The organism is Aeromonas sp. S5(2024) (assembly GCF_041403025.1).
GTDB lineage: Bacteria > Pseudomonadota > Gammaproteobacteria > Enterobacterales > Aeromonadaceae > Aeromonas > Aeromonas hydrophila.
Genome location: NZ_JBGLRI010000001.1, coordinates 45,825 through 71,876, shown reverse-complemented (window position 1 = coordinate 71,876; position 26,052 = coordinate 45,825). Strand labels below are relative to the sequence as shown.

Annotated in this window: 18 protein-coding genes and 1 riboswitch; of the genes, 9 read left to right on the top strand and 9 right to left on the bottom strand. The window is 61.2% G+C overall.

All coding sequences use genetic code 11. The features are described 5' to 3' along the window. Positions 1-128 precede the first annotated feature (128 nt). The 3 genes from crl to gpt form a co-directional block, all read right to left on the bottom strand. Positions 129-521 (bottom strand): sigma factor-binding protein Crl, encoded by a 393-nt coding sequence (crl, locus tag ACB032_RS00325; protein ID WP_011707187.1) that lies wholly within the window; start codon positions 519-521, stop codon positions 129-131. Between the two features lie 61 nt (positions 522-582). Next, positions 583-1,851, bottom strand: a complete 1,269-nt coding sequence (gene frsA, locus ACB032_RS00320) for an esterase FrsA (protein WP_011707188.1) — start codon at positions 1,849-1,851, stop codon at positions 583-585. Positions 1,852-1,970: 119 nt separating this feature from the next. Next, positions 1,971-2,438: a xanthine phosphoribosyltransferase gene (gene gpt / locus ACB032_RS00315; protein ID WP_011707189.1), complete on the bottom strand. Its 468-nt coding sequence runs from the start codon at positions 2,436-2,438 to the stop codon at positions 1,971-1,973. A gap of 917 nt (positions 2,439-3,355) precedes the next feature. Here gpt and ACB032_RS00310 point away from each other — a divergent pair. After that, positions 3,356-4,807 carry an aminoacyl-histidine dipeptidase gene (locus tag ACB032_RS00310; RefSeq protein WP_029304339.1) on the top strand — a complete coding sequence of 484 codons (1,452 nt, stop codon included), beginning with the start codon at positions 3,356-3,358 and terminating at the stop codon, positions 4,805-4,807. A gap of 680 nt (positions 4,808-5,487) precedes the next feature. On the opposite strand, the gene ACB032_RS00305 is transcribed toward ACB032_RS00310, so the two are convergent. From ACB032_RS00305 to ACB032_RS00285, 5 genes are all read right to left on the bottom strand, one after another. After that, positions 5,488-6,489 carry an ABC transporter ATP-binding protein gene (locus tag ACB032_RS00305; protein WP_077095677.1) on the bottom strand — a complete coding sequence of 334 codons (1,002 nt, stop codon included), beginning with the start codon at positions 6,487-6,489 and terminating at the stop codon, positions 5,488-5,490. Then, on the bottom strand, positions 6,486-7,544 hold the full coding sequence (locus ACB032_RS00300) for an ABC transporter ATP-binding protein (RefSeq protein WP_371137106.1): 1,059 nt from the start codon (positions 7,542-7,544) through the stop codon (positions 6,486-6,488). Before ACB032_RS00300 ends, ACB032_RS00305 begins: the two co-directional genes overlap by 4 nt. Positions 7,545-7,569: 25 nt before the next feature. Next, entirely contained in the window at positions 7,570-9,387 is a 1,818-nt protein-coding gene (locus ACB032_RS00295) for an extracellular solute-binding protein (protein ID WP_371137105.1), read from the bottom strand. An 81-nt stretch (positions 9,388-9,468) separates the two neighbouring features. Continuing rightward, positions 9,469-10,512, bottom strand: a complete 1,044-nt coding sequence (locus ACB032_RS00290) for an ABC transporter permease (RefSeq protein ID WP_371137104.1) — start codon at positions 10,510-10,512, stop codon at positions 9,469-9,471. Next, on the bottom strand, positions 10,509-11,534 hold the full coding sequence (locus tag ACB032_RS00285) for an ABC transporter permease subunit (protein WP_011707197.1): 1,026 nt from the start codon (positions 11,532-11,534) through the stop codon (positions 10,509-10,511). The genes ACB032_RS00290 and ACB032_RS00285 overlap by 4 nt, the downstream gene beginning before the upstream one ends. A gap of 738 nt (positions 11,535-12,272) precedes the next feature. Between ACB032_RS00285 and ACB032_RS00280 the strand changes: the two genes are divergently transcribed. The 7 genes from ACB032_RS00280 (at position 12,273) to ACB032_RS00250 (ending at position 19,985) form a co-directional block, all read left to right on the top strand. Next, the gene (locus ACB032_RS00280; RefSeq protein WP_371137103.1) at positions 12,273-14,828 is read left to right on the top strand and encodes a TonB-dependent receptor; all 2,556 of its coding nucleotides are present in this window, start codon (positions 12,273-12,275) and stop codon (positions 14,826-14,828) included. Between the two features lie 110 nt (positions 14,829-14,938). Beyond that, positions 14,939-15,703: a DUF3450 domain-containing protein gene (locus ACB032_RS00275; protein ID WP_016351821.1), complete on the top strand. Its 765-nt coding sequence runs from the start codon at positions 14,939-14,941 to the stop codon at positions 15,701-15,703. Beyond that, complete coding sequence (locus ACB032_RS00270) at positions 15,700-17,073, top strand: MotA/TolQ/ExbB proton channel family protein (RefSeq protein WP_371137102.1); 1,374 nt, start codon at positions 15,700-15,702, stop codon at positions 17,071-17,073. The genes ACB032_RS00275 and ACB032_RS00270 overlap by 4 nt, the downstream gene beginning before the upstream one ends. A gap of 10 nt (positions 17,074-17,083) precedes the next feature. Further along, on the top strand, positions 17,084-17,611 hold the full coding sequence (locus tag ACB032_RS00265; protein ID WP_011707201.1) for a MotA/TolQ/ExbB proton channel family protein: 528 nt from the start codon (positions 17,084-17,086) through the stop codon (positions 17,609-17,611). A gap of 67 nt (positions 17,612-17,678) precedes the next feature. After that, the gene (locus tag ACB032_RS00260) at positions 17,679-18,086 is read left to right on the top strand and encodes a biopolymer transporter ExbD (RefSeq protein WP_010633018.1); all 408 of its coding nucleotides are present in this window, start codon (positions 17,679-17,681) and stop codon (positions 18,084-18,086) included. A gap of 16 nt (positions 18,087-18,102) precedes the next feature. After that, positions 18,103-18,738, top strand: a complete 636-nt coding sequence (locus tag ACB032_RS00255; protein ID WP_024943514.1) for an energy transducer TonB — start codon at positions 18,103-18,105, stop codon at positions 18,736-18,738. An 11-nt stretch (positions 18,739-18,749) separates the two neighbouring features. Continuing rightward, positions 18,750-19,985, top strand: coding sequence for a lipopolysaccharide assembly protein LapB (locus ACB032_RS00250; protein WP_024943513.1), 1,236 nt, complete (start codon positions 18,750-18,752; stop codon positions 19,983-19,985). A gap of 350 nt (positions 19,986-20,335) precedes the next feature. Here the strand turns inward: ACB032_RS00250 and ACB032_RS00245 are convergent, their stop codons facing one another. Further along, positions 20,336-23,338 (bottom strand): glycosyl hydrolase family 18 protein, encoded by a 3,003-nt coding sequence (locus ACB032_RS00245; RefSeq protein ID WP_371137383.1) that lies wholly within the window; start codon positions 23,336-23,338, stop codon positions 20,336-20,338. 148 nt (positions 23,339-23,486) lie between these two features. Next, positions 23,487-23,572, bottom strand: a riboswitch (cyclic di-GMP riboswitch). Between the two features lie 296 nt (positions 23,573-23,868). Between ACB032_RS00245 and ACB032_RS00240 the strand changes: the two genes are divergently transcribed. Then, positions 23,869-26,013 (top strand): ExeM/NucH family extracellular endonuclease, encoded by a 2,145-nt coding sequence (locus ACB032_RS00240; protein WP_371137101.1) that lies wholly within the window; start codon positions 23,869-23,871, stop codon positions 26,011-26,013. Positions 26,014-26,052: the final 39 nt, after the last annotated feature.

Here is a 26,052-nt window from a genome sequence, read left to right as displayed (position 1 = left end):
TTTATACCCACGGCCCTGTTGCCCTGCAAGGCAATTAACACCAGGGCGGCGGCGGGGGCAGGCAAAGCGGAGCAAGCAGCAAAGAAACGCCCCGCCAGCCGATGGGTGGCTGGCGGGGCGGCGGGTCATCAGGCGGCGGTGACGGTCAGCTCGTTGGTGACCTGCTCGGCGGGAGCGAGCTGGCAACCAAGCTGGTGCAGCTTGTCGCTGATGAGCTTGTAGAAGTGGTTGAGGGTACGTTCGACTTCAGCCTGATGCTTCTTGGGCAGCGGCTTGTTGAGCCACTCCCCTTCGGCGTTGTAGAAGCCGACCTGATAGTGATAGCTGAAGCTGTGATCCTGCTGCTCCAGCACCAGCCACCAGCCCCAGAATTCCCGTTTGTCCGGCGCCGGCTTGGCGCTGACACAGACGGAAAGGCAGTCGAAACGGTAACGCCCCTCTTCACACAGGTCCTCACGTAAATAGGGGCCAATCGCGGCAAACTGCCTCAGCAGTCGCTTGTAGGTCACTCTTTCTGACATGTTAACCTCCCTGTTGAACAAGCCACATCACCCTGGGATGACGTTATATTTTAGCGCTATATCATGTACATAGGTGCTTCTTGAGCCAGTCGACCATTTCTTTCAACGCCTCGTCGTATACCTCCAGCAAGGGTTGCTTGTCGAACACCACCGCCTTGCCGTTACGGCTGGCGGACGCCAATGCCCGGACATCCTGCTCGGGACAAATAAAATCTTTCTTGTGTCCAATACTCAATATCGGCACGGAAGTGCGAGTCCCCAGCAATCCTTGCGTCTTGAGTGAAAATACCTGGCACTTGGTACGCAGCGACTCCCACTGGGCCGCATCGGCCCCCAGCCGGTTGGCCAGCCCGTCCCGCATCATGCGCGGACAGCGGGCAAACATCTCCTGATTGGTAAACACCTGATTGACGCCGGCGCCGATGCAGACCACGGTCCTGAGCTTGAACGGCTCGATGAAGGCGAGCCGTGCCGCCACATTGCCCGCCAGGCGAAAACCCACCATGGCGATGCGCTGGTGATCGACCCAGGCCACTTCGGACAGATGATTCAATACCGCCTGGTGCAGCCGGCTGGTGTCCTGCACCAGCGGCCAGTGCTCGGCATAGCCGATGCCCGGCATATCGAGCGACAACATGCCGATGCCGTTGGGCTCCAGGCATTTGAGATAGAAATTGAGGAAATCGACCTGCAGCGAATCGATGCCACCGCTGACGATGACCAGGGGCACCGGCTTGTCGGTGGTCGGCAGATGCAGGTAGCCCTGAATGTGCTTGCCGCGAAACGGCACCTGCAGCTCCTTGAGCGGCACCTTGAACAGGCGTCCCGCCTCGCGGTAAGCCATGTTGCCGAGCAGCTGGGCCTGATCCGCCAGCTCGTCATTCTTCAGATGGGGATAGCTGGCGATGGAGTAGTAGCGCACCGCCTTGAGCAGGCTTTTCAGAGCGGCGGCCCGCTCGCCCTGTGCCACCAGCTCGCGACCCCGGTTGAAGTAGCGGCCAGCCAGCTGGCTCCACTCATAGACCCAGTTGCCGGGCACATAACCCTTGATGGTATCCAGGAAGCGCTCGTGGGTACGCTCGCCCTCTCCCATGGCGATGCAGGCCAGGGTCTGCTCCACCTCGACCGGGTCCGCCCCCTGCCAGGCCCAGGTAGGCCGGCGCAGCAGACGATACCAGCGCGATGACATGGAACCGTCGATGAAAGTTTCATCGACATTGTCATCCTGCTCCGCGACCGGGCTGGAATTGGAGACTTCCGAGGTCTCCAGCACCTTTTTCACCCGGGTAAAGAGCTTCTCGGTCAGGTTAAGGTCGTCGTTCAAGTCCAAGGCTATTACTCATACTGTCATGCAATGGCTCCATCTTAACCACTTTTCCCGCCCGGCAGCCAGTTGCACCACAAAAAAACAGGGCTCCATATAGGAGCCCTGTGAAGCTGATTCGCTGCTTACTCTTCGTCGCAGATCGGTGTGGCAAACTCCAGCGCCATATCCCACGGCTGTTCGATCCAGGTGTCCTGCGGGATGGCGACTTCGAAGTCATCCAGCAGTTGCTCACCCATCGGCTTGGCGAAGATCGCGATGAACTTGGCCTTGGGGTAGAGCTCGCGGATCGCCTTGGCGGTGGTGCCTGTGTCCACCAGGTCTTCCACCACCAGCCAGCCTTCGCCGTCACCTGCGGTGGTGGCGGCCTTCACCACCACCAGATCACGCTGGTTGTTGTGGTCATAGCTGGAGATGCAGAGGGTTTCGACGTTGCGGATGCCAAGTTCACGCGCCATCAGCGCAGCCGGTACCAGGCCGCCGCGGCTGACCGCGATGATCCCTTTCCACTGGCTGACGGGCAGTTGACGGCGGGCCAGACGGCGCGCTTCACGTTGCAGGTTGTCCCACGATACGTAGAATTTTTTTGGCATGCTATCGATCTCAACGAGTAATAAAAACAATCACTTACGACTTAAAAACCCGTGCTGACGCACGTGATTTCGTTAATGCTGACGGCCCTTTTTCCCAAATTCGGCTTGCACCACGACCGCCTCGGGAGAAGACCCTCGGCAGCGAAAACAGATGCAATGGAAGCAGGATGGGCAGAGCTGGCGGTCATGTCACAGAAGGGGCAGGACCGCAGACAGGCTGTTGGGCGGGCATGATACCATCGTTTGCGGATAAATTGACTGGCAAACGTATGCGAAATGCAGGAAAAAAATCGAAGCAAGTCCGGCTGACTCCCTCTTTTCCCTCTCCCAGGCTGAGTTCGCCGAGCAGCAGATAAAAAAATAGCAGGGGGAGGATGGATTCCTCACTCGCCTGCTGTTTTCGATCTGCCTGTCAGCCTGGCCGGCAACCTGCCTTAACGGCGGCTGGCGTAGGGGTTCGGATAGTTGAAACCCTGGGTATAAAGAGACTGGGCGAACCAATAGGTTGAATTGCTGCCTGACATCATAAACTCCTGATTGCTTAACAAGTTACGTACCTTAATGCGGGTTCAGATCCTTGAACGGACACTCGGTTCCATGGAGGCGCACTTGCTTTGCTTCGGTTCCCTGGAGGCATTCATCGTCATCCTGACGGGTGGCGAACCACGGTCGTTAATTTACCAGCCGGCGCCATAAACTCAATATTTTTGTGATGCTAGTCACAAATTTTCTTTTGTGCTGGTTCGTTTCGTCCATACCGGAGCTGTACGCTGCCATTCCCCCGCTTGCCAGCACAAGCCGCCCGCAATTTGCGCTGATCGCTCACATTTTTGTGTGATTGACTGTATTATCGTTATCCTCTTGCTCGCCCCGCTACCGGGGCCCTGTCATCTTCCGTGCTGGTAAGGAGTCCCGACGTGGCACAGCTTAGTTCTCTCTCTCCCAAACTGATTTGGCATTTCTTCGAACAGATCTGCTCCATCCCCCACCCTTCCAAGCACGAAGCCCAGCTGAGCGCCTGGATCGTCCAATGGGCACAAGGGGAAGGTCTGGCGGTCAAGCAAGATGCCGTCGGCAACATCATCATCAAGAAACCGGCCACGCCGGGGATGGAAAACCGCAAGGCCGTGGTGCTGCAGGCGCACATCGACATGGTGCCGCAAGCCAACGCCGACACCCAGCACGATTTCACCAAGGATCCCATCGATGCCTACATCGACGGTGAATGGGTCACCGCCCGCGGCACCACCCTGGGCGCCGACAACGGCATGGGCATGGCCGGCTGCCTGGCCGTGCTGGCCGACAAGACCATCAAGCACGGTCCGCTGGAAGTGCTGCTGACCACCGACGAAGAGACCGGCATGACCGGCGCCTTCGGCCTGGAAGCGGGCTGGCTGGAGGGCGAGATCCTGCTCAACACCGACTCCGAAGAGGATGGCGAGGTCTACATGGGCTGCGCCGGCGGGGTGGATGCCAATATCCGCTTCCCGCTGGAGCTGGTTGCCGCCACCGAGGGCGAAGGTTTCGAGCTGCAGGTCAAGGGCCTGCGCGGCGGTCACTCCGGGGTCGACATCCATCGCGGCCGCGGCAACGCCAACAAGCTGCTGGTGCGTCTGCTCAAGGCCGCCGAGCCGCTGGGCGTGCGTCTGGCCGAGATCCATGGCGGCACCCTGCGCAACGCCATCCCGCGCGAGGCCCGTGCCAAGCTGCTGGTGCCCGCCGCCAGCGTCAACGAATTCAAGGCCCTGGTTGACCGTTATACCGGCATCTACCAGAGCGAGCTCGCCGCCACCGAAGCCAACCTGACCGTGCTGCTCACATCCCAAGAAAAACCGGCCCAGCTGATGAGCGAGTCCCTGCAGGCTCGCCTGCTGGACTCCCTGATGGCCTGCCCGAACGGGGTGATCCGCATGAGCGATGCCATCCCGGGCGTGACCGAAACCTCCACCAACCTGGGGGTCATCAAGACCCAGGATGGCGAAGTGTACGTACAGTGCCTGATCCGCTCTCTCATCGACTCGGGTCGCGAGAGCGTCGAACAGATGACCCGCTCCCTGTTCAATCTGGCTGGCGCCAGCTGCGAGTTTACCGGTGCCTACCCGGGCTGGGCACCGAACGTGGACTCCCCGGTGATGGCGCTGGTACGGAGCAGCTACCAGACCCTGTTCGGCGAGATGCCGAACGTCATGGTGATCCACGCCGGCCTCGAGTGCGGTCTGTTCAAGAGCGCCTACCCGGAGTGGGACATGGTCTCCTTCGGCCCGACCATCCGCGGCGCCCACGCCCCGGGTGAGAAGGTACACATCCCGGCAGTCGAGCGGTTCTGGCAGTTGCTGGTTCACGTGCTGGAACAGATCCCGGCCAAATAAGCCCGCAGGCTAGAGCCGATCGGCCACACCATATACCCCGCCAGGTGCGGGGTATTTTTTTGCCTGCTCCCACCCTTGGCATGTTTCCCCTCGAAACCGCCGGACTGCTCTGCCGCCCCCATCCGTGGCTCATCCAGACCCGTCAGCCAGATCACGGGGATTAATCTAAGAGCCTGCTGAAACCGTCTCCATAAGCAACCTTGGATTTGAAAACCCTTTCTATGATTTATGTAAATTTACAACACAAAAAGTTGATCCAGCTCACAGAAGGCCATAGGATCAAAGCGTGACCCAGGTCACAGATAACAAATCAACGACAGAGCGATGAGGTGAATATATGTTTGAGAATCTGGCAGTCCTGTTCCACCTGAAGGGTTTAACCAGCAAGAAAGGCGTCGTAGAGAAAGATACCTATGCGCCGGCAACCCGCAACTACTACTTCCGCTATGGCGCCTGATGCCGCCAGCGGGCAATTTCGTGAAAGCGTGATCGAACATTTAAGTAGTAAAATTACAAAAACAGCAATCCACACAGCAGCCATCCCCTTGCGGGGGAGCTGTCCTGCCCTGGCCAGATGTTCCACGGCCAAACCTGAACTCCAACCATGAAGATGGGGCCCGCAGGCCCCATTTTTTATTCGCTGTTTCCCGTGCCATCTTGCTGCGATGCGGGCACCGGCATCATACCGCCTTTCCCAGGGGGATCGCCTCGGCCAGCGGCAACGGCGTGTGGCAGGCCACCTGATGATCGGCCCCGTCGCACGGCTGCAGGCTCGGCGACTTGGTGCGGCACAGCTCGCCGGCATAAGGGCAGCGTTGATGAAAGTGGCAGCCGCTCGGCGGCGAGATGGGAGATGGCACATCTCCCGTCAGCAGGATGCGCTGGCTGCGCCGACGCGGGTCCGGCACCGGAATGGCCGAAATGAGCGCCTGGGTATAGGGGTGGCGGGGGGCCAGATAGAGCGACTGGGCCTCGGCCAGCTCGACGATCCGGCCCAGATACATCACCGCAATCCGATCCGAGATGTGCTTGACCACCGACAGGTCGTGGGCGATGAAGATGATGGCGAGGTTCATCTCCCGCTGCAGGGTGAGCAGCAGGTTGACTATTTGGGACTGTACCGACACATCCAGCGCCGACACCGCCTCGTCACAGACCAGCAGCTTGGGCTTGAGGGCGATGGCCCGGGCGATGCCGATGCGCTGGCGCTGGCCGCCCGAAAACTCATGGGGATAGCGATCCACCGCGCTGCCGGGCAGCCCCACCTTCTCCAGCAGCTCCTGTACCCAGACCCGCCGCTGTTCGGCGTTGCCCTTGCCGTGGATGACGAAGGGCTCCTCCAGGATCTGCCCCACCGTGTGGCGGCTGTTGAGGGATTCCGCAGGATCCTGAAACACGATCTGCATCTCCTGGCGCAAAGATCGCATCTCTTTGGGCGGGAGGTGGGTGATGTCGCGCCCCTCGAAGGTGATGGTGCCGGCGGTCGGCTCGAACAGCTTGAGCAGGGTGCGCCCCAGGGTCGACTTGCCGCAGCCGGACTCGCCCACCAGCCCCAGCGTCTCCCCCTGCTTGAGGTCAAAGCTGATGCCGTCCACCGCGTAGACGTGATACTTCTTGCGCAACAAGCCGCCGCCCAGCTGGAAGTGCTGCTTCACGTCGCGCACCGATAAAAGCGTCTTCATACGGCTAGCTCCCTCCAGTGGTGGCAGGCCACCCCATGCCGCTCGGCGAGCTGCTCGGTGGCCGGAATGGCGCTCACGCAGATCTCGGTGGCATGGGGACAACGGTTGGAGAAACGGCATCCGGCCGGCATCTCGTGCAGGGCGGGCACCTGCCCCTTGATGGTCTTGAGCAGGCTCTTGGGCTCATCTTCGAGCCGCGGGATCGAGCTCATCAGACCATGAGTATAGGGATGGCGCGGATGGTCAAACAGCTCGAACACGTCAGCCTGCTCCACCGCCCGGCCGGCATACATCACCACCACCTCGTCGCACAGCTCCGCCACCACCCCGAGATCATGGGTGATGAAGATGATGGCCATGCCGGTCTGGGCCTGCAGCTCCTTCATCAACTCCAGGATCTGGGCCTGAATGGTCACATCGAGCGCCGTGGTCGGCTCGTCGCAGATGAGCAACGCAGGCTCGCAGGCGAGCGCCATGGCGATCATCACCCGCTGGCGCATGCCGCCGGAGAGGTTGTGGGGATAGACGGCAAAGCGCTGGGCGGGTTCGGGGATCCCCACCTTCTGCAACATGGCGATGGCTGCCTCCCTGCGCTGGGCCTTGCTGTAGTCGGGACGGTGGAGGCGAAACACCTCCATCAGCTGATCACCGACCGTCTGCACCGGGTTGAGCGCCGTCATCGGCTCCTGAAAGATCATCGAGATGCGGTTGCCACGCACCTTGTACATCTGATCCGGCGCAAGCGACAGCAGCTCCTCCCCCTGAAAGCGGATGGAGCCCGCCACCACCTGACCATGGGGTTTGGGCAACAGCCCCATGATGGCGAGCGAGGTGACGCTCTTGCCGCAGCCGGACTCACCGACCACCCCCAGCGTCTGGCCGGGGGCCACCTTGAAGCTGACCCCATCGAGCACCTTGATCTTGCCGTCATCGACGGCAAACTCCACCGCCAGATCGCGCACCTCCAGAATGGGGGCCTTGCTCTGGCCATCATCAACGCCGAGCTGCCCCCCATGCTCTTGGGCGCCCGGGTGGGGAGCCTGTGTGTTGGACATGACTGCTGCTCCCTTCTGCGCCATATCAATGACGTGCATAGGTCTTGTCGAGCAGGTTGATGGGCGTCAGCGCCTCCCCTGCCTCCTTGGCCTTCAGGGTCTCTTCCTTCACCTTGGGATCGAGCCAGAGCAGGCCGCCGCTGCTGTGAGGGTAGCCATCCATGGGCCAGTAGAGCAGATCCGGCGTGTTCTTGGTGGCGGGCACCTCGGGCAGCATCACGTAGCGCCAGCTGCTGGCCCGCACGTAGTTGAGCTGCACCCCGGGCACGAAGATGGCGAGATCATAGATGCGCTGCTGGATCTGGCGGGAGATCTCTGCCCGCTTGGCCATGTCGAACTCGACGTTGTAGGCGTCGATCAGCCCATCGAGCTCTTTGTCAGCCACGTTGAACAAATTGTTGGTCTGCGGCTTGTTGGCGTTGGCCGAGTGGAACGACTCCCAATACTGCGGATAGAGACCACCGCCACCCCAGCCGAGCCAGGCCGCCTCGTGTTTTTTCTCCAGCATCGCCTTGAAGCCGGTGGCGCCGTCCACCAGGTTGAGCTCCAGATCCAGCCCCGCCTTTTTGGCCTCTTCTTTGAGCACGGTCAAACGCTTGGAGTGCTCCTGACTGGTGTAGGTGAGCGCCAGGGTCAGCCGCTCCCCCTTGTCGTTTTGCAGGATGCCGTCCGGCCCCGGCTTGGCGTAACCGCCCTTGGCAAAGTAGTCGCGCGCCTTGGCGATGTCATAGGCCCGCTCCGGCAGTTGCATGTCGGTGAACTCGCCAAAACCCGAGCCGAAAGTAGTGGCTCTGTCGTAGTCGCCGCGCAGCACGGTTTTAATCATCTTGTCGATGTTGAGGGCGTGCTGGATGCCGAGCCGCACGTTGAGGTCAGCCAGCTTGGGATTGGCGACATTGAGGTGAACCCCCTGCCCGCCCTGCTTGGTGTCGGTCATGGCCATCACCTTCTGCACGTATCCCTGCTTGTATTCGGGAGTGACTGCTTTTTCATGCCACCAGTTGGGCAGGATCATCTCGAAGGTATCGAGCTCTCCTTTCAGGAAGTGACGAAAGGCGATGTTGTGATCGCGGATCACCTGCACCTTGATGGTGTCGAGGTTGAACCTGTGCTGGTTGTAGCGATCGTCCTTTGCCCACCACTCCTTCTGCTTGCTGAAGGTGATGGACTTGCCCTTCTTCACGTCGCTCATCACGTAGGGGCCGGTGTTGGGCACCACGGCCCAGTTGTACTGCTTCACCCAGTTGGGGGTGAGCTTGTAGTAGTGCTTGGGCTGGGGCCACAACTCGGTGGTGTTGAGCAGGTCCAGCTTGGCCTTGCGGGTACCCGCCTTGACCAGAATGGTGTGGTCGTCAACCTTCTCCACCGCCACCACTTCGGTGGTGTAGTAGTTGTTGAACCAGGGCCCCTTGATGTCCTTGGAGCGCATCATCTCGTAGCCGAAGGTGTAGTCATCGGCAACCACCGGCTTGCCGTCCGACCACTTGGCGCGCGGATCCAGCTTGAAGTAGACGGTCTGGTTGTCCGGCGCGATGGCCCAGTGGGTCGCGAGCGACGGAATGGGGTTGCCGGTATTGGGGTGAAAGCTGATGAGTCTCAGCTGGTTGTCCATGATGAAGGAGCGGAACGCACCGTTGGAATCGGGCCCCACGGTGCGAAACGTCAGTGGAAAACTGTCCACGAACATGGTGATGCTGCCACCGGGCAGCGCCTTGGGCGAGGCGAACACGGGGTCGGTGTCGTTGGTCTCCCACTTGAGATCCGCAGGCAGGCTGGCCGCCCACACCCAGGATCCGTTCACCAGCACAAAGAGAGCACCTATCCATTTGATTTTATTTTTCATGTTTGACTTCCAGGTCATACCCCTGCACTGGGGGCTTGTCGATTCAAGGGTGAGCAACCGGGGCCATAAGCCCGCCCCAGGTCACTGATAACGGGTAAATTTGCGCGGATCGAACGCCTCGCGGATCGCCTCGCCGATGAAGGAGACCATGATCAGCACCAGGCTCACCGCCGCCACCACAGAGCTCACGATCCAGATGGCATCCAGGTTGTTGATGCCCTGGGAGAGCAGTTCCCCCCAGCTCGGGGTGGGCGGAGCCAGGCCGAAGCCCAGGTAGTCCAGCGCCGTCAGGGTGGAGATGTTGCCCACCACGGCGAACGGCGCCAGGGTGACGATCATCATCAGGGTGTTGGGCAGAATGTGGTGGAAGATGATCCGCCCGGTGCCGGCCCCCTGGGCCCGCGCCGCCATCACGTAATCCCGCGCCCGCTCCTTGTAGGTGAGGGTGCGCATGTACCAGGTGATGCCCATCCAGCCGAACAGCACGTTGATGGCCACGAACAGGCCGAAGTTGGGCTTGGCCAGCGACACCAGGATCATGATGACGTAGAGAAACGGCACCTGGGACCAGATCTCGATAAAGCGCTGCAGCACCAGGTCAAACCGCCCGCCGAGGAAGCCCATCATGCAGCCGATGGTGACCCCGATGACATAGCTGGCCACCAGCGCGATGAAGGCAAAGCCGATGGCGATGCGAAAGCCGTAGACCAGCCGTGCCAGCACGTCGCGGCCGCTGGTGTCGGTGCCAAGCAGGTGGTGCTCGGCCAGGCTGGGCGCATAGGGTGGGTAGGCGTCCTGCTTGAAATCCTGCTCATAGGGGTTCCAGGGTACCGGCGGCAACACCACCCAATCCCCCTTGCCATCGGCGGCGAATTTGTCTTTGAGCTGGCGATAGTTGGTCTCGTACTCGTAATCGAGCCCGAACTGCTGACCCGGGATCACGTCGCCATAGGTGGGAAAATAGAGCTCCCCCTGATAGCTCACCATCAGTGCCCGGCTGTTGACCAAGAGCTCCGCCAACAGGGAGAGCAGCACCAGGGTGGTGAAGATGATGAAGGAGTAGTAACCGCGCTTGATCGATTTGAAACGCTTGAGTTTTTTTAAGGTGACAGGGTTCATGTTCACTCTCCGAACCGCACGCGGGGATCGACCAGGGCAACGCAGATGTCGGAGACGATATTGCCCACCAGCATCAGCATGGAGGTGATGGCCAGAATGCCCATCACGGTGGGGTAATCCCGCTCGACGATGGCCTCGTAGCCGAGCAGACCGATGCCGTCGATGTTGAAGATGGTCTCGATGAGAAAGGAGCCGCCGAAGAAGACGGTGAGCACCGACCCCAGGTGACTAGCGATGGGGATCAGGCTGTTGCGCATGGCATGATCGGTCACCGCCTTGCGAAACGGCAGCCCCTTGGCCACGGCGGTGCGCACGTAATCCGCCGACAGGTTCTCCATCAGGCTGTTCTTCATGGTCATGGTGAGGATGGCGAAATCACCGATGGCGTAGGCGATAAGCGGCAGCAGAGCATGGGCGAAGACGGTGCGGATCTGATCCCAGCTGCTCTCCATGCCGTCGAACTCGTCCCCCGGGAAGCCCCCCATCGGCAGCCACTCCAGATGAAACGCGAACACTGTGATGAGGAAGATGCCCACCACGTAGGCGGGCAGCGCATAGGCCATGTAGATGAGCATGGAGCTGAGCGAATCGAAGCGGCTGTTGTGCCTGAGCGCCTTGGCCACCCCGAGCGGGATGGAAACGGCATAACTGAGCAGAAAGGTCGCCAGCCCGAAGAAGGCGGTCACCGGCAACCTGTCCTTGATGAGGCCCCACACCGGCTCGTAATAGCGGGTCGATTCGCCAAGATCCAGCACCGCCAGCTTCTGCAGCCACTCCCAATAGGCGACCAGCATGGGCTTGTCGAGCCCGTAAAAGGCCTTGAGCTCCTCGATCTGCTCGTCGGAGAGCGCCTGCGCCCCCTTGCTGCCGCTGGAGCGGCCCGATTCGTTCTGAGAAACCTGGGCTTGCAGCAGCATGCGTTCGACCGGGCCGCCCGGCACGAAACGGGTGATGGTGAAGACGAGCAGGGTGATACCGAGAAACGTCGGGATGATCAAAAGCATCCGACGTAAGAAATACGACAGCATGGTGGAACCTCGTCCTTGTTGTTCTTTTATGGCCAGTCACATCCGGTGACGGGCCTGTCCTTCCTGGCATTACTCACTGGATAGCCGGTTATTGACAGACTATCCGCTCGGTCACTGTAAAAGCTCTGCAACAAAAATCAAGTAGAACGAAGGGCATGACATGCCCCTTTGGCAAACCGTGGAATTTACTGTGAGTTTTTTATGAAAAAGCCAACTTCAAGATAAAAAACTGCGACATGAACAATTTAAATAACGTTTAAATTTTCAATCAAACCTACAAAAACAGCATCACGAAAACATCTTTTACATATAAAACAACAAGATATGATAAATCATAATTAAATCACCCTTCTCTATATGGGCAAGCTGAAATCCGGCTCGACAATGCAATCTGAACCTCAGCCGAACACACTACCAAAACAGAAAATAATGCTAAAAAAGCCTTGATTAACAATATAAAAACTAGCGAGACATCCCCCTTATCGATAAGTTCAAAATTAATCAATAAAATGGAAACCACTCATTTTAACATCGATTTCACATCGTAAAATATCATCAAGTCAGAATAAACCGCTGCGAAACCGGAAGTATTAAAACATAGTCAGCTTATTGCGCCCCCCTTCCCCATCCACACCGCCTCAATTGACGTCAACCGTCAAAGCTTGATAAGCCTTACGCATCGCTCCAACGAGGGCGGTATGGAAGCAAACAAAAAAACAACCAGGAAGGATATAAGCGATGCTTAGGAAAAGCAGACTCTCTGCTGCCGTAGCGTTTGCCTTGGCGAGCGCGGCAGTAGTGGCCACCCCTGTCTTGGCCGAAGAGGGCCAAAACGTCGAAAAACTCCAGAAGATCAAGGTTACCGGCTCCCGTATCTCGCGCGTCGACGTGGAGGGCGCCACCCCGGTCGTTGCCATCAGCAAGGCCAAGATCGAGCAATCCGGTCAGCAGACCGTGGCCGACTACCTGAAGCAGGCCTCCTACAACTCCTTCGGCAGTATCTCCCCCTCTTCCGGCAGCTCAGCCCAATCCCAGGCCACCGTCAGCCTGCGTGGCCTTGGCTCCGAGCGCACCCTGGTGCTGCTCAACGGCAAGCGGGTCGCCGGTTCTCCCTCCATGGGGGGTAGCTCCATCAACCTCAACTCCATCCCCATGGCGGCGGTGGAGCGGGTGGAAGTGAACCTGGACGGCGGCTCTGCCCTGTATGGTTCCGATGCCATCGGCGGCGTCATCAACGTCATCCTGAAACAGGACTATGAAGGGCTGGAATTCCAGGGCCGTATCGGCTCTCCCACCGAAGAGGGTGGCGACGAGAAGAGCGGCTCCATCGTCAGCGGTATCACCGGGGAGAAGGGCGCCCTGATGATGGTCTACGAGCACGACGTCAAGGACGAGATCTACTACAAGGATCGCGACTACATGGCTCGTGAAGGAGCCTCTGCCCCCAGCCTGTATGGCCGCAACATCAAGGGTATCGATGCCGCCACCGGCAAGACAGTTACCCGTACCCTGGAAGGCATCGACTGTGCCAATACCGGCCCCGGCTTCGTACCGGTCGGTAGCGCCTGTCGCTTCGACTTTGCCCAGGTCGCCGCCAAGACCGCTTCCCGCACCCGGGACACCGTCTACGTCAACGGCCGCTATCACATCAATGACAGCGTCGACTTCGTTCCCCAGCTGATCGGCTCGCGGGTCACCAGCTTTGGCCGCTTCGCTCCGGCCGCCGGCCCCTTCTCCATCGACGGCACTACTCCGGGCGGCGCCCAGCTGCTGGCCGACAACGGCTTCATCGGCGAGAAGGCCACCGTCTACTACCGCTTCAGCAACGTCGGGCCCCGTGACAACGACGTCACCGACCTGACCGGCAGCATGAACCTGGGCTTCGAAGGCACGCTGCCGACCGAAGCGGTGGGCGATGTGGAGTGGAATGCGGGTTACATGTATTCCAAGACCGACAACAAGAGCCGCGGCACTGGCTATGTGCTGAACCCGGCGGTCCAGCAGGAGGTCGATAGCGGCAACTTCAAGAACGGCGAGTTCTCCAGCGCCGCCACCAACAGCCTCTCCTACGACACCAGCCGCACCTCCAAGATGGACTTCTTCCAGTGGTACGGCGGTCTGGGCTGGAACATGGGTGAACTGCCGGCCGGCCCCATCGGCTGGTACCTGGGGGCCGAGTACAACGACTGGGTCTACTCCGACACCTATGACAGCCAGTCTGCGGCCGGCAACGTCATCGGTTCTTCCGGCAACTCGGGCGGTGGCGTGCGTGACGTCTTCGCCGCCTACATCGAGAGCCTGATCCCCATCACCGAGCAGATCGAGCTGAACCTGGCCGGTCGTTTCGACAAGTACAGCGACTTTGGCAGCGCCTTCTCGCCCAAGGCGAGCCTGCGTTACCAGCCGCTGGACAACCTGTTGCTGCGCACATCCTGGTCACAGTCCTTCCGCGCCCCGGGCCTGGAAGATCTGTATGCAGCCGATGCCGACTCCGCCGACTTCGCCAAGGACTATGTCTCCTGCCAGGCCAACGGTGTCGCCAACTGCCCGGAAGAGCAGTACTCCACGGTGCGTCAATCCAACAAGAACCTGAAGGAAGAGACGGCTGACACCTTCGGCATCGGCGCGGCCTACAGCCCGATCGACGATCTCAACCTCTCGCTGGACTACTACTACATCAAGATTGATGACGTGATCCAGCTGGCCACCACCCAGACCCAGTTCTATCAGGAGCTGAACACCGGCAGCAACCCGAACGTCATCCGCGATGCCAACGGCGATGTGGAACAGGTTTACGCCGGCATGGTCAACCTGGGCCAGCTCAAGACCAGCGGTCTGGACTTCAAGGCTGACTACAAGTACGACTTCGACGTCGTGACCATGCGCTACGACTTCGGCAGCACCTACATTCTGAAATACGAAGAGGGTCTGTTCGCCGGTGGTCCCATGGTCGACAAGAAGGGCTGGAACGCCAAGCCTGAACTGCGCTTCAACTCCGGTGTCGGGGTCAATGTGCCGCAGTGGTGGAACATGGATGCCTACCTGAGTGCCAACTACATCGACTCCCAGAGCCAGGACTACGTGGACGGTCAGACAGAGGGCCATATCGCCTCCCAGACCACCTGGAACCTGAACGTCGGTGTGGACACCCCCTGGAACGGCAAGCTGCAAGCCGGTGTGAAGAACATGTTCAACGTAGGCCCCTCGCTCTCCAGCGACGGCTTCACCTACGACGACGATCTCTACAGCATCGACGGGCGCATCGTCTACCTCGACTACACCCAGAAGTTCTAATCAACTCCCGTTGAGATATAAACCCAAGCCGGCCCGGTCGGGCCGGCTTTGCCCAACGTCCAAGGAAGTTACGGAGATAGGGTAATCCTATGAAAACAAGGACAATTACAATGAAGAAAGCGCTCCTCGGCAGCCTGGTTTCCGCTGCCTTGCTGACCAGCTTCAATCTGAGTGCCGCCTCTGCCAGCCAGGCAGTGGACGCTCAAGCCGCCACCGACAATGCATCCAAAGTGTCCCAGCAGAAGATCGACAACTACGCCGACTCTGCCGAATCCGCCCTCGCCCAGTACAAGGCCGCCCTGCGTCAGGTCGACAGTCTGCGTACCTACAACGAGCAGGTGGGCAAGATGGTCGACTCCCAGAGCAGCGAACTGGCCTCGATGCAGCGCCAGATCGCCCAGATCGATCAGACCAGCACCGAAGTGGTGCCGCTGATGCTCAAGATGATCGACTCACTCGAGCAGTTCGTGGCGCTGGATCTGCCGTTCCAGAAGGTCGAGCGGGAGGATCGCGTCGCGGCCCTGACCGACCTGATGAACCGGGCCGACGTCACCATCTCCGAGAAGTACCGCAAGATCCTGGAGGCCTACCAGATCGAGGAGGGCTTCAGCCGCACCATCGAATCCTACAAGGCCAGTCTGGCCAAGGATGGCGGCGAGAAGACCTACGAGTTCCTGCGCGTCGGCCGCATCGCCCTGCTCTACCAGTCCCCGGACGGCAATGAGACCGGCATGTGGAACAAGAAGACCCGTCAGTGGGAAGAGTTGCCCCAGGAGTATCGCAGTGCAGTGGAACAGGGCCTTCGCATCGCCAAGAAGCAGGCGCCCCCCGCCCTCATCAAGCTGCCGGTTCAAACTGCGGAGAAAGCATCATGAAAGGAATCAAACTTGCCATCGCCTCGCTGATCGCGGGCGCTACCCTGATCACCCTGCCGGTGACCGCCGCCGAGAAACCGGTGGACCTGAACGCCCTGCTCAATCAGGTCAAGGCCGCCAGCACCACCGAATCCCAGCTCAACAAGGAGCGGGAAGCCCGCTTCCTGGCCGACAAGAACGAGCAGGCCGCTCTGCTGGTCAAGGCCAAGGCAGAATTGGCCGCCGAAACGGCCAAGGGTGAGCGGCTCAAGGCCACCTTCGATGCCAACGACAAGCAGCTGACCGAGCTGACCGAGACCCTGCGCCAGCGTGCCGGCAACATGGGCGAGATGTTCGGGGTGCTGCGCCAGTTCGCCGGCGAGTTCAAGGGTATCTTCAACGCCTCTGCCCGCCGGGTCGAGCATCCGGAGCAGACCGCCCTGCTGACCCGCCTGGCCGAGAGCAAGGAGCTGCCCTCCAGCGATGACCTGACCGCCTTCTGGACCACCACCCTCAGCCGCATGGTCGACGGTGGCAAGGTGAGCCAGATCCCGGCCACCGTGGTCTATGGCGAAGGCAACCAGGCCGAGAAGACCGTCACCCAGATCGGCGAGTTCAACACCGTCTCCGAAGGCAAGTACCTGACCTTCGTGCCGGAGACCGGCAAGTTCGAACAGCTGCCCCGCCAGCCCGACAAGGGGGTGCTGGAGCCCATCGCCGACTTTGAACAGGGTGGCGGCGGCGTCAAGCCGATCTTCGTCGACCCGTCCCGCGGCGTGATCCTCTCCCTGCTGGTGCAGTCGCCGACCCTGAAGGAGCGGATCGACCAGGGTGGTGAAGTGGGCTACGTCATCATGGTGCTCGGCGTGCTCGGCACCCTGCTGGCACTGTTCTGCGGCGCTCGCCTCTCCCTCATCGGCGGATCCATGCGCAAGCAGCTGAAATCCGATCAGATCATCAAGGGCAATCCCATCGGCGAGATGCTGGGGGCCTACCAGAGCCATCGTGGCGACAACATCGAGGATCTGGAGTCCAAGCTCGACGAGATCATCCTGCGCAACGTGCCCAAGTTCGAGAAGGGCATCAGCATCATCAAGCTGATCGCCTCGGTCGCGCCGCTGCTGGGTCTGCTGGGTACCGTGGTCGGCATGATCGCCACCTTCCAGGCCATCACCCTGTTCGGTACCGGTGATCCCAAGCTGATGGCAGGCGGTATCTCCGAAGCCCTGGTCACCACCATGCAGGGTCTGGTGGTCGCCGTGCCCATGCTGTTCCTCTACACCATCGTACAGACCCAGAGCCGTCGTCTGATCCAGGTGCTGGAAGAGCAGAGCGCCGGTTTCGTCGCCCGCTACCAGGAACGTCTGCACGCCTCCAAAGCCGCAGCGTAAGGAGTCACCCATGTGGTTCTGGTTGATTGAAGAAGTCGAGTCGGTCCGCCGGTTTCTGGGATTGGGGGGCGACGTACTGGTCGCCCTGTTCTTCCTGACCCTGATGATGTGGGCCCTGCTGCTGGAGCGCTGGATCTACTTCATGGCGGTCTACCCCAAGCAGGTGAAGCAGACCAAGGCCGCCTGGCTGGCCCGCAGCGATCACCTCTCCTGGTCCGCCAAGCAGATCCGGCGCGAGCTGGTCTCCCGGGTGGCCATGGCGGTGGACAAGGGGATGCCGGTCATCAAGGTGCTGATCGCCCTCTGCCCGCTGATGGGGCTGCTCGGGACCGTGGTCGGCATGGTGCAGGTGTTCGACACCCTGGCCATCACCGGCACCGGCTCACCGCGGGCGATGGCCTCGGGGATCTCCAAGGCGACGGTACCGACCATGGCGGGCATGATTGCCGCCCTTTCCGGCCTGTTTTTTGTCAACCAGCTCGATCACAAGGCCAAGCTGGCGGTCGAGAAGCTGGAAGACAACCTGAAACACGGTTGATGCAGGATGCACTCCCCCGCCGGGCCCGGCTCTGGCGGGGGCACAGAACAAGCAAGGAGTTTTTGCCATGAGAAAACGTCACAGCGACAGCAGTGCTGATGAGGCGGCCATCGATTTGACCCCCATGCTGGACATAGTGTTCATCATGCTGATCTTCTTCATCGTCACCACCTCGTTCGTCAAGGAGTCCGGCGTGGAGATCAACCGCCCGAGCGCCAGCACGGCCGAGACGGTGAAGAAGGGGAACATCATGGTCGCGGTCCGTGAGAACGGCCAGGTCTGGGTCGACAAGCGCATCGTCGAAGTGGGCGCCGTGCGCGCCAATATCGAGCGGCTGCGGGCCGAAAACCCGGAGAGCGCCGTGGTGATCCAGGCCGATACCGAATCCCGTTCAGGTCTGGTGGTCCAGGTCATGGATCAGATCCGCATGGCCGGTGTCCAGAACATCTCCATCGCGGCGAGCAAGAGCAGCTGATGCCGGAGCGAGCACCATGAGATACCTGATATCGTTGGCGGTCTCCTGTGTGGTGGTGTTCTTCCTGTTTCTGGGAATGAACAAGCTCATCACACCGGATCACCGGGAGTTGGTGGAGAAGGAGGACGTAAGCATGACCGACTTCATCCGCATCAAGCCTCAGGAGACCCTGCAAGAGAGACAACGCGAGCTGCCCAAGCCGCCGCCCCCGAACCGGCCCCCTCCCCCTCCCGAGATGGAAGTGGCCAGCACGGATCGGCCGCAGATGGAGAGCTCGCCGATGGACATGCCCAAACTCGACATCCCGGTCAACATCGGTGGCGGCAACGCCCTCGGTGCCTACAGCACCGGCGGCGGTGGTGGCGGCATGGGCGGCAACAACGGCGCCATTCCGCTGGCAACCTTCGAGCCCATGATGCCCCGCAAGGCGGCGCTGGCCGGTCTCGCCTCCGGCAAGGTGCTGGTGGAGTTCACCGTCACCGAGCGCGGCACCGTCAGCAACGTGCGGATCGTCAAAGAGGATCCCCGCAGCTACGACCTCGGCAAGGAGGCCCGCAAGACCATCGCCAAATGGACGTTCAAGCCGGCCATGGTCGATGGCAAGCCGCAGGCCACCCGCATGCAGCAAGAAATCGAGTTTGCGGTCAACTAAGGAAGGTGGCGATGAAAAAGTTACATACCCTGATCCTCGCCCCGGTCGCCATGGCGGTGCTGCTCAGCACCGCCGGCTGGGCCGCCGAGCAGCCTGCTCTCTCTGATCGCGCCTACCGCGCGGTCAACAAGGCGCAGGCACTGATCACCGAGAAAAAATACGGCGAGGCCAATGCCAAGCTGCAGGAGGCGCTGTCCGGCGCCGGCGAGCGGGTCTACGACAAGGGAGTCATTCTGCAGACCCTGGGCTTCGTGGCGGCGCAGCAGGAGAAGTACGGTCAGGCGACCAAGTACTTCGCCGACGCCATCGCCACCGGCGGGCTGCCCCAGCCAGTGGCCCAGCAGGTGCGCTACAACCTGGCCCAGCTCTACATGGCGGAGGGCAACTTCAAGGCCTCCATCAGTACCATGAACCAGTGGTTCGCGAGCCTGGGCAAGGACGAGAAGCCGACCCCGCACGCCTACATCACGCTGGCCAACGCCCATGTGCAGCTCAAGCAGTATCGGGAAGCCATACCGGCGGTGGACAACGCGATCAAGCTCTCCGCGGGCAAGGCGCCGGAGTCCTGGTATCTGCTCAAAATGGCGGCCCACTACGAGCTGAAACAGTACAAGCCGGCCACCGAGGTGCTGACCGCGCTGGTCGACCGCTATCCGGAGAAGAAGAAGTACTGGACCCAGCTCTCCGCCATGCACATGCAGGCGGGCAACGATGGCAAGGCGCTGGCGGCGCTGGAGGGGGCCTACAACCTCGGCATGCTGACCGAGGCGGCCGAATTGCAGCGCCTGGCCAACTATCTGGCCTTCGCCGGCATTCCCCACCGCGCCGCCCGCGTGATGGAGAAGGCGATGAAGGAGGGGACCATCGAGAGCAACGCGGCCAACTACAAGGCGCTGGCCAACTACTGGCACCAGGCCAAGGAGCTGGACCCGGCCATCGATACTCTGGCCAAGTCCTACAAGCTGGCCCCCAACGCCGAGCTGCAGCTCAAGATGGCGCGCATGATGATCCAGAGCAAGCGCTACCAGGATCTGGTGGCCTTCGCCGCCAAGCCCGCCGCCAATGCCAGCGGCGAGCAGCGGGCGGATCTGAAGTTCCTGACCGGGGTCGCCTATTTTGAGCAGCAAAAACCGAAGGAGGCGCTCAGCGCCTTCACCCAGGCCGCCCAGAACGGCAACGTCAGTGGCCGCGCGTCACCCTGGATCAGCTTCTTGAAAGAGCAGCAGGGCGGCGCCGTCACCCAATAAGCAACCCAGGTGTGCCGGCCTGGGGGATTTGTTCCCGGCATGGCACGCAATGACACCCGGCAGGACGGGCACCCTCCCCGCCCTGCCGGTCAACAACAAGGGGGTCACCCCGCAGATTGCCTTGGTGGCAATTGGCCGCTCCCCGGAGCGGTCTTTTTTATGTCCCTGCCTTTATTATCCCGCCATAAAAAAATCCGGAGCCTGGGCTCCGGATTGGGTCATTGCCTTGCGAGAGGACAGGCCATGCTGGATGCCGGCCTGCCGCTCAAGCGGTCATCAGTAGCTGCACACCAGCTTCCAGCTGCCGTCGCCCGCTCTGAGCTCGCTGCTGGTACAGCAGCCTGGACAACTCAGTAGCTGCATACCAGCTTCCAGCTGCCGTCGCCCGCCTTGGGCTCACTGCTGGTCCACCAGTTGGCCTGCCACACCGCCTTGTTGTTGGTCATCCGGTCACCGCCGTTGGCGTGATCCCCCTGCGGCCAGGTCGGATAGGCCTTGTAGGCGGCCGGGTTGACGTTCTGGCTGCTGCAGGTGGCACCGCCCGGGTTCTCGCCGCCGCCACTGCTGCCCAGCACCGCCTCCGGCAGGGTCGGGAACTCGGCCTTGAGGCCGGCAGTCTGGGTGCCGCTGATGATGCGGATACCGCTCGGCACACCGGCGGCCGGCAGATAGTAGGTCATCGCCACTTCCACGTCGCTGCCCGGCGCCCAGGCCTTCCAGGTCGGCAGCGTAAAGGCCGCCTTGTGGAAGTCCTTCTCGCCCGCGATGCCGTCGGAGTTCTGGTTGCCGCCGCTCTCCACCACTTTCAGCCCCATCCCGCTCTGGTCGGTGATGGTGTCGGAGGTGGAAGTGGGCACCAGGAACTCGATGCGAGTACCGCCCGGAATGGTCTGGGTCGAGTTGTTGGTGAGCTTCAGGGTCGGGTTGATCGGGTAGTTGGAATCCCCCTCCTTGAAGCCGGAGAGACTCACCGCGATGTCGAGCTGGGCGGTTGGCGCCGCCAGATCGTTCTGCTTGGTGTTGTACTTGGCTGCCTTGGCGAACTTCTCGTAGGCGAGCGTGGTCAGCGTGCTGCCCATGCCGTACTCGTTCTTGGCCGGATCGAAGGCGTAGTCACCCGCCATCTCCCAGAACATGACCCCACCCAGGCCCCGCTTGACGATGTAGTCGAGCTTGTGGCCCATGGACTCTTCATCTTCGGTGGAGAGGAACACCTTCTTCTCTTCGTTCCAGAGCCAAGGCGCCTGCGCCTTGTCATCGTAGTAACGCACGTACTTGCCCTGCATCACGTGGGCCGGATTGTTGGGATCCAGACCCCAGGCCTGGCCGTAGCTCGGCATGGTGGTGATACCCAGGCTGGCGGCGTTCTCCAGGTTCTTGGCATGCCACATGGGCACGGCGCCACCGCCGATCTCCTTGCCGTTCTTGTCGAGATCGTGCCAGATGTTGTCGATGCCGACCGCCCCGTTGCCGCACGGAATGGTGCTGCCACCGGTACCCGGCTGACAATCGCTCTGGCTCGGCAGGGCTGCCTTGCCGGCCAGGCCGTGGGTGCCACCGCTGACCCCTTGCCAGCCACGGGTGTAGTAAGGCACGCCCACGTTGATCTTGCCGGCCGCCAGGGCGCCACGGAAGTAGTGGGCAGACCAGGCCGCGTTGAGGTAGCCGATGCCGCCAAACTGGCTCTGGGTATAGACGCCCCAGTGGGCAAGTTCAGCATCCGCCTTGTTGTCGAACAGGGCGGCGTTGTGACCGACGAAGTTGTTCCAGGCGCCGTGGAAGTCGTAGGTCATCAGGTTGACGTAGTCGAGGTACTGGGTGACCTGGAAGTTCTCCATGCCGCGCAGCAGGTAGGCCGAGGCCGGCGAGGCGATGGTCAGCATGTACTTGCGGCCATCCTCGCTGCCGGCGCTGTCGAGCTTGCTGCGCAGGGTCTGCATCAGCACCTTGTAGTTGGCAAACAGCTTGCCGCGGCACTGGTTGGAGAGCGGGAAGTCATTGGGGTTGCCCGCATCCTTCATGGAGGTGGGGTATTCGTAGTCGACGTCGACCCCGTCAAAGCCGTACTGGCGGATGAAGCTCACCGCCGAGTTGGCAAAGGCGTTGATGCCGTCGCTGTTGACCGAGCAGTCACCCTTGGTGGTGGCGGTATAGAAGCCGCGGGTATCGGCCCAGCCCCCCACCGAGATCAGGGTCTTCACGTCCGGATACTGCTTCTTGTACTTCGACAGCAGGTTGAAGTGGCCCTTGTAGGCAAACTCCGGATCCATCTCGGCACCCGGCACGCCGTCCCAGGTCATCTTGGTCGCCGAGTCGTCCACCTTGATGGTGTGGCTCTGCTCATCCACCGCCGCGAAGGCGTAGTTGATGTGGGTGATCTTGTCCCAGGGGATGTCGCTCACCAGATAGGAGGGCAAGCCGTTCTTGCCGGTACGCCAGGAGGTGAAATAGCCGATGACCCGACGGGCGTGGTCATCCCCCATGCACTCGTAGCCATCCGGGCGGTAGATCTGGCGGATATCGCAGGAGAGGTTGCCACCGGTGGGCGGCAGGGCAGCCTCTTCCACCTGTACGTCGACCTGGCTCGATTCGCCGCTCAGGTTCTCCTTGTCGGTTGCCACCAGCTTGAGGCCGGCCAGCCCCTTGCTCTGGGGCGTCCAGTTCACCTGCCAGGGGGCACTGGTGTCTTCGCCCACTTTCTTGCCGTCGACGAACAGCTCGACCTTGGCGACGTCGTTGTTGGCATCGGTGACGTTGCCGCTCACCGCCACGCTGCGACCCAGGGTCACCTTGGCGCCGCTGGCCGGGCTGCTGATGCTCACCTTGGGCGCCTCCGGCGCCACCACGGCAGCGACGTTGAAGCTTGAATCCGCCTCGCTCAGCACCTTGCCATCTTTATCCAGTGCCCGTGCCTTGAGGGCGTGGGCGCCGACACCGGCGGCACTCCAGCTGCCGTTCCAGGGCGAGGCGCTCGCCGTGGCCACCAGCTTGCCGTCGATGAGGTATTCCACCCTAACCAGCGCCGTCACCGGGCCGCTCAGGGTCACCGCCAGCGCAACGCTGGCCCCCTCGTTGAAACTGGCGCCGGCAGCTGGCGAGCTGACGGCTACGCCGAGTGCCGGGGGCGGCACGTCCCCGCCATAGAGTTTCCAGGCATCGGCCCAGACCACACCCACCCCGGGGGCGTAGTGATAGGGCGAGGCCCCGCACCAGCCGGAGTAGGGAAATTCTTTGCACTCATAGAGATTGCCGACGTTGCTGACGATGTCGCCGGCCTTGTAGGCGGTACCGGCCTGATAGGCGGGATAGGCGGCCTGTGCCCAGGCGGGCATGGCAGCCAAAGCCACCAGCATGGCAAGCCTGCTGGGCCTTAGGGTCTGTTGCATATTGTTATCTTCCTTGTTTTGTCTTGGCATTGGTCACCAAGGCAAAGAACAAGCGCAACCTGCGTGATGGGCGCAGACAACTGGCAATGGACCTGCCACAAACGTCACCCTCACCCTGGGAAGCCCCGCTATCTGGATCGCGCGATCTGAAGACCGGAGGCATTGCGTCCCGGCATCTCGACCGGTTTGCCCTTTACCTGGGTTCCGTGAGGAACAAGCCGAGTATAGGAATCAACCAGCCGAGTCTCAATCTTCATTCTCGAGGAAAAATATGTGGATGCCAGCCAGATCACATTTTCACTGATGTGACGAAATAACTGTTTTGTCATTAATTTCATACTGTTAGCCAAGTCAAAAAAACCGGCATTGCCCTCATTTGTATCCCCGTAATGTGCGTTGGCTCACTGGTATGACATGCCAGAAATGTGACAATGCGCGCCCTTGGCCAATGCGCCAAGGCTATGGAAACACTGGCAAAAAATAAAAAAGGAACAGTTATGAAAGGAACACGTACCCTGCTGTCGCTGGCCGTGGGGCTTGCGCTCGCCTCCCCGTCCGTCTATGCCGCCGGCTTCAGCTGCCCGGCAGACAGCGCCCTCACCCCGATCCCGGTCATTCAGGGCAGCGGCGACAAGAGCCCGCTCATTCCCGCCGACAAGTTCGAAAGCCCCCAGAGCGTCACGGTCAAGGCGGTGGTCTCTGGTCTTGGCGAGAGCCTCAACAAGGGGTTCTACCTGCTGGATGTGCAGGGCGACGGCAATCCCCAGACCTCGGACGGCATCTTCGTCTTCCTGAACGACAAGAACTTCGCCAGCAAGTACCCGGACATCAAGCCGGGTGCCGAAGTCTGCCTGGAGGCCAAGGTCGAGGAGTATTACAACCACACCCAGCTCAAGCCGGTGTTTGACAGCGGCACTCCGCGCCTGCAGGTCGTCGCTCAGGGCTCCGTCCCGGCCGCCATCCCGCTGCGGGTGCTGGAAAACGAAACCCTGGCCCGGGCGCTGGAGCGCCACGAAGGGATGCGGGTACGGCTCGACGCCGACAGCGCGCTCAAAATCAGCCGCAACTTCAGCTATGACTACGCCGCCCGGCGCAACAACCTGGTGCTCTCCCACCAGGCACCGCTGATGAAACCGACCCAGCTGCACGATGCCGACAGCAAGGCCGCCAAGGCGCTGGCCAAGGCCAACGCCGGCAACCGGGTGTTCCTCGAATCGGACTTCAAGGCCGCTGACGGCAAACTGCCCTGGCTGCCGGCCTGGGAGCCGGAGCAGGGTTACCTGCGCATCGGCGATGCCCCGGTCAATCTGGACGCCATGGTGGGCTACAGCTACAACGAGTACCGGCTGATCGTGCCGCAGGATCAGGTGATCACCGCCGGCGATCTGCTGCGCACCAGCGACAACGACCGCCAGAGCGCCCCGGCCCGTGCCGACGGCACCGATCTGCGCGTCGGCAGCTTCAACGTGCTCAACTACTTCACCAGCCACTCCAGCGTAGGCGGTGCCCTCAACGTGCTGTGCAAGGATCAGGCGGATGCGGACAGCGCCAAGGGCTGCAACCGCGGCGCCAAGAACCTGGAAGATTTCCAGAAGCAGCGCGCCAAGATCGTCAACGCCATCACCGAGATGGATGCCGACCTGCTCGGCCTGATGGAGATGGAGAACAACGGCTTTGACAGCCACTCCGCCATCAGCGACCTGGTACAGGCCCTCAACGCCCAGCAGAAAGAGGCGGGCAAGCAGTACGCCTTCATCACCCTGCCCAAGGCGCTGCTGCAGGGCGAGTACTACTTCGGTGGCGACGCCATCATGGTGGCCATGATCTACCGGCCGGCCAAGCTGGCACCGCAAGGGGACGCCAATGTCATCACCCTGCCGGTGCAGAAATACCTGGATGCCAAAGGGGTCGAGAAACAGGCCTCCCAGCGTGACTCCCTGGTGCAGACCTTCACCGTCGAAGGCAGCAAGGATCCGCTGACCCTGGTGGTCAACCACCTGAAGTCCAAGGGCTCAGGCTGCCTCGAGAACCTGGACGGCAAGGAGCCGGCCGATCTGCAGGGCAAGTGCACCGAGTTCCGGGTCAGTGCCGCCAAGGTGCTGGGCGAGGCGGTGAGCAAGCTGCCCGGTCAGGTGCTGCTGGTGGGCGACTTCAACTCCTACGCCCGGGAAGATGCGATCCGGGTGCTGACCGACTATGTGCCGACCGACGGCCAGCGCAAGATAGTTTCCGCCTCCCAGACCTTCCTCGGCGACCAGGTCTTTGAGCAGACCGGCAGCGAAGTGGCCAAGAGCTACGGCCTGGTGGACATGAACGTCAAGTTCAACAAGGAGAAGGCCATCTCCTACAGCTACGAGGCCGAGCTCGGCACCCTGGACTATGCCCTCGCCAACCCGGCGCTGGCCGGCAAGGTGATCGCCGTGGCCGACTGGCACATCAACTCGTTCGAGAGCAACCTGTTCGAATACGGCCGGGACTTCACCGGCGACATGATCAAGTCGGACAACCCGTTCAGCGCCTCCGACCACGATCCCATCATCGTCGACCTCAAGCTGAAAGAGGAGAGCAACGGCGGTGGTGGTGCCATGGGCGCCCTGTTGCTGGCGCTGCTGCCGCTGGCCTGGCGTCGTCGCCACGGCTGATGACCCATCGCCATCAAACCAAAAGCCCGCAGCGATGCG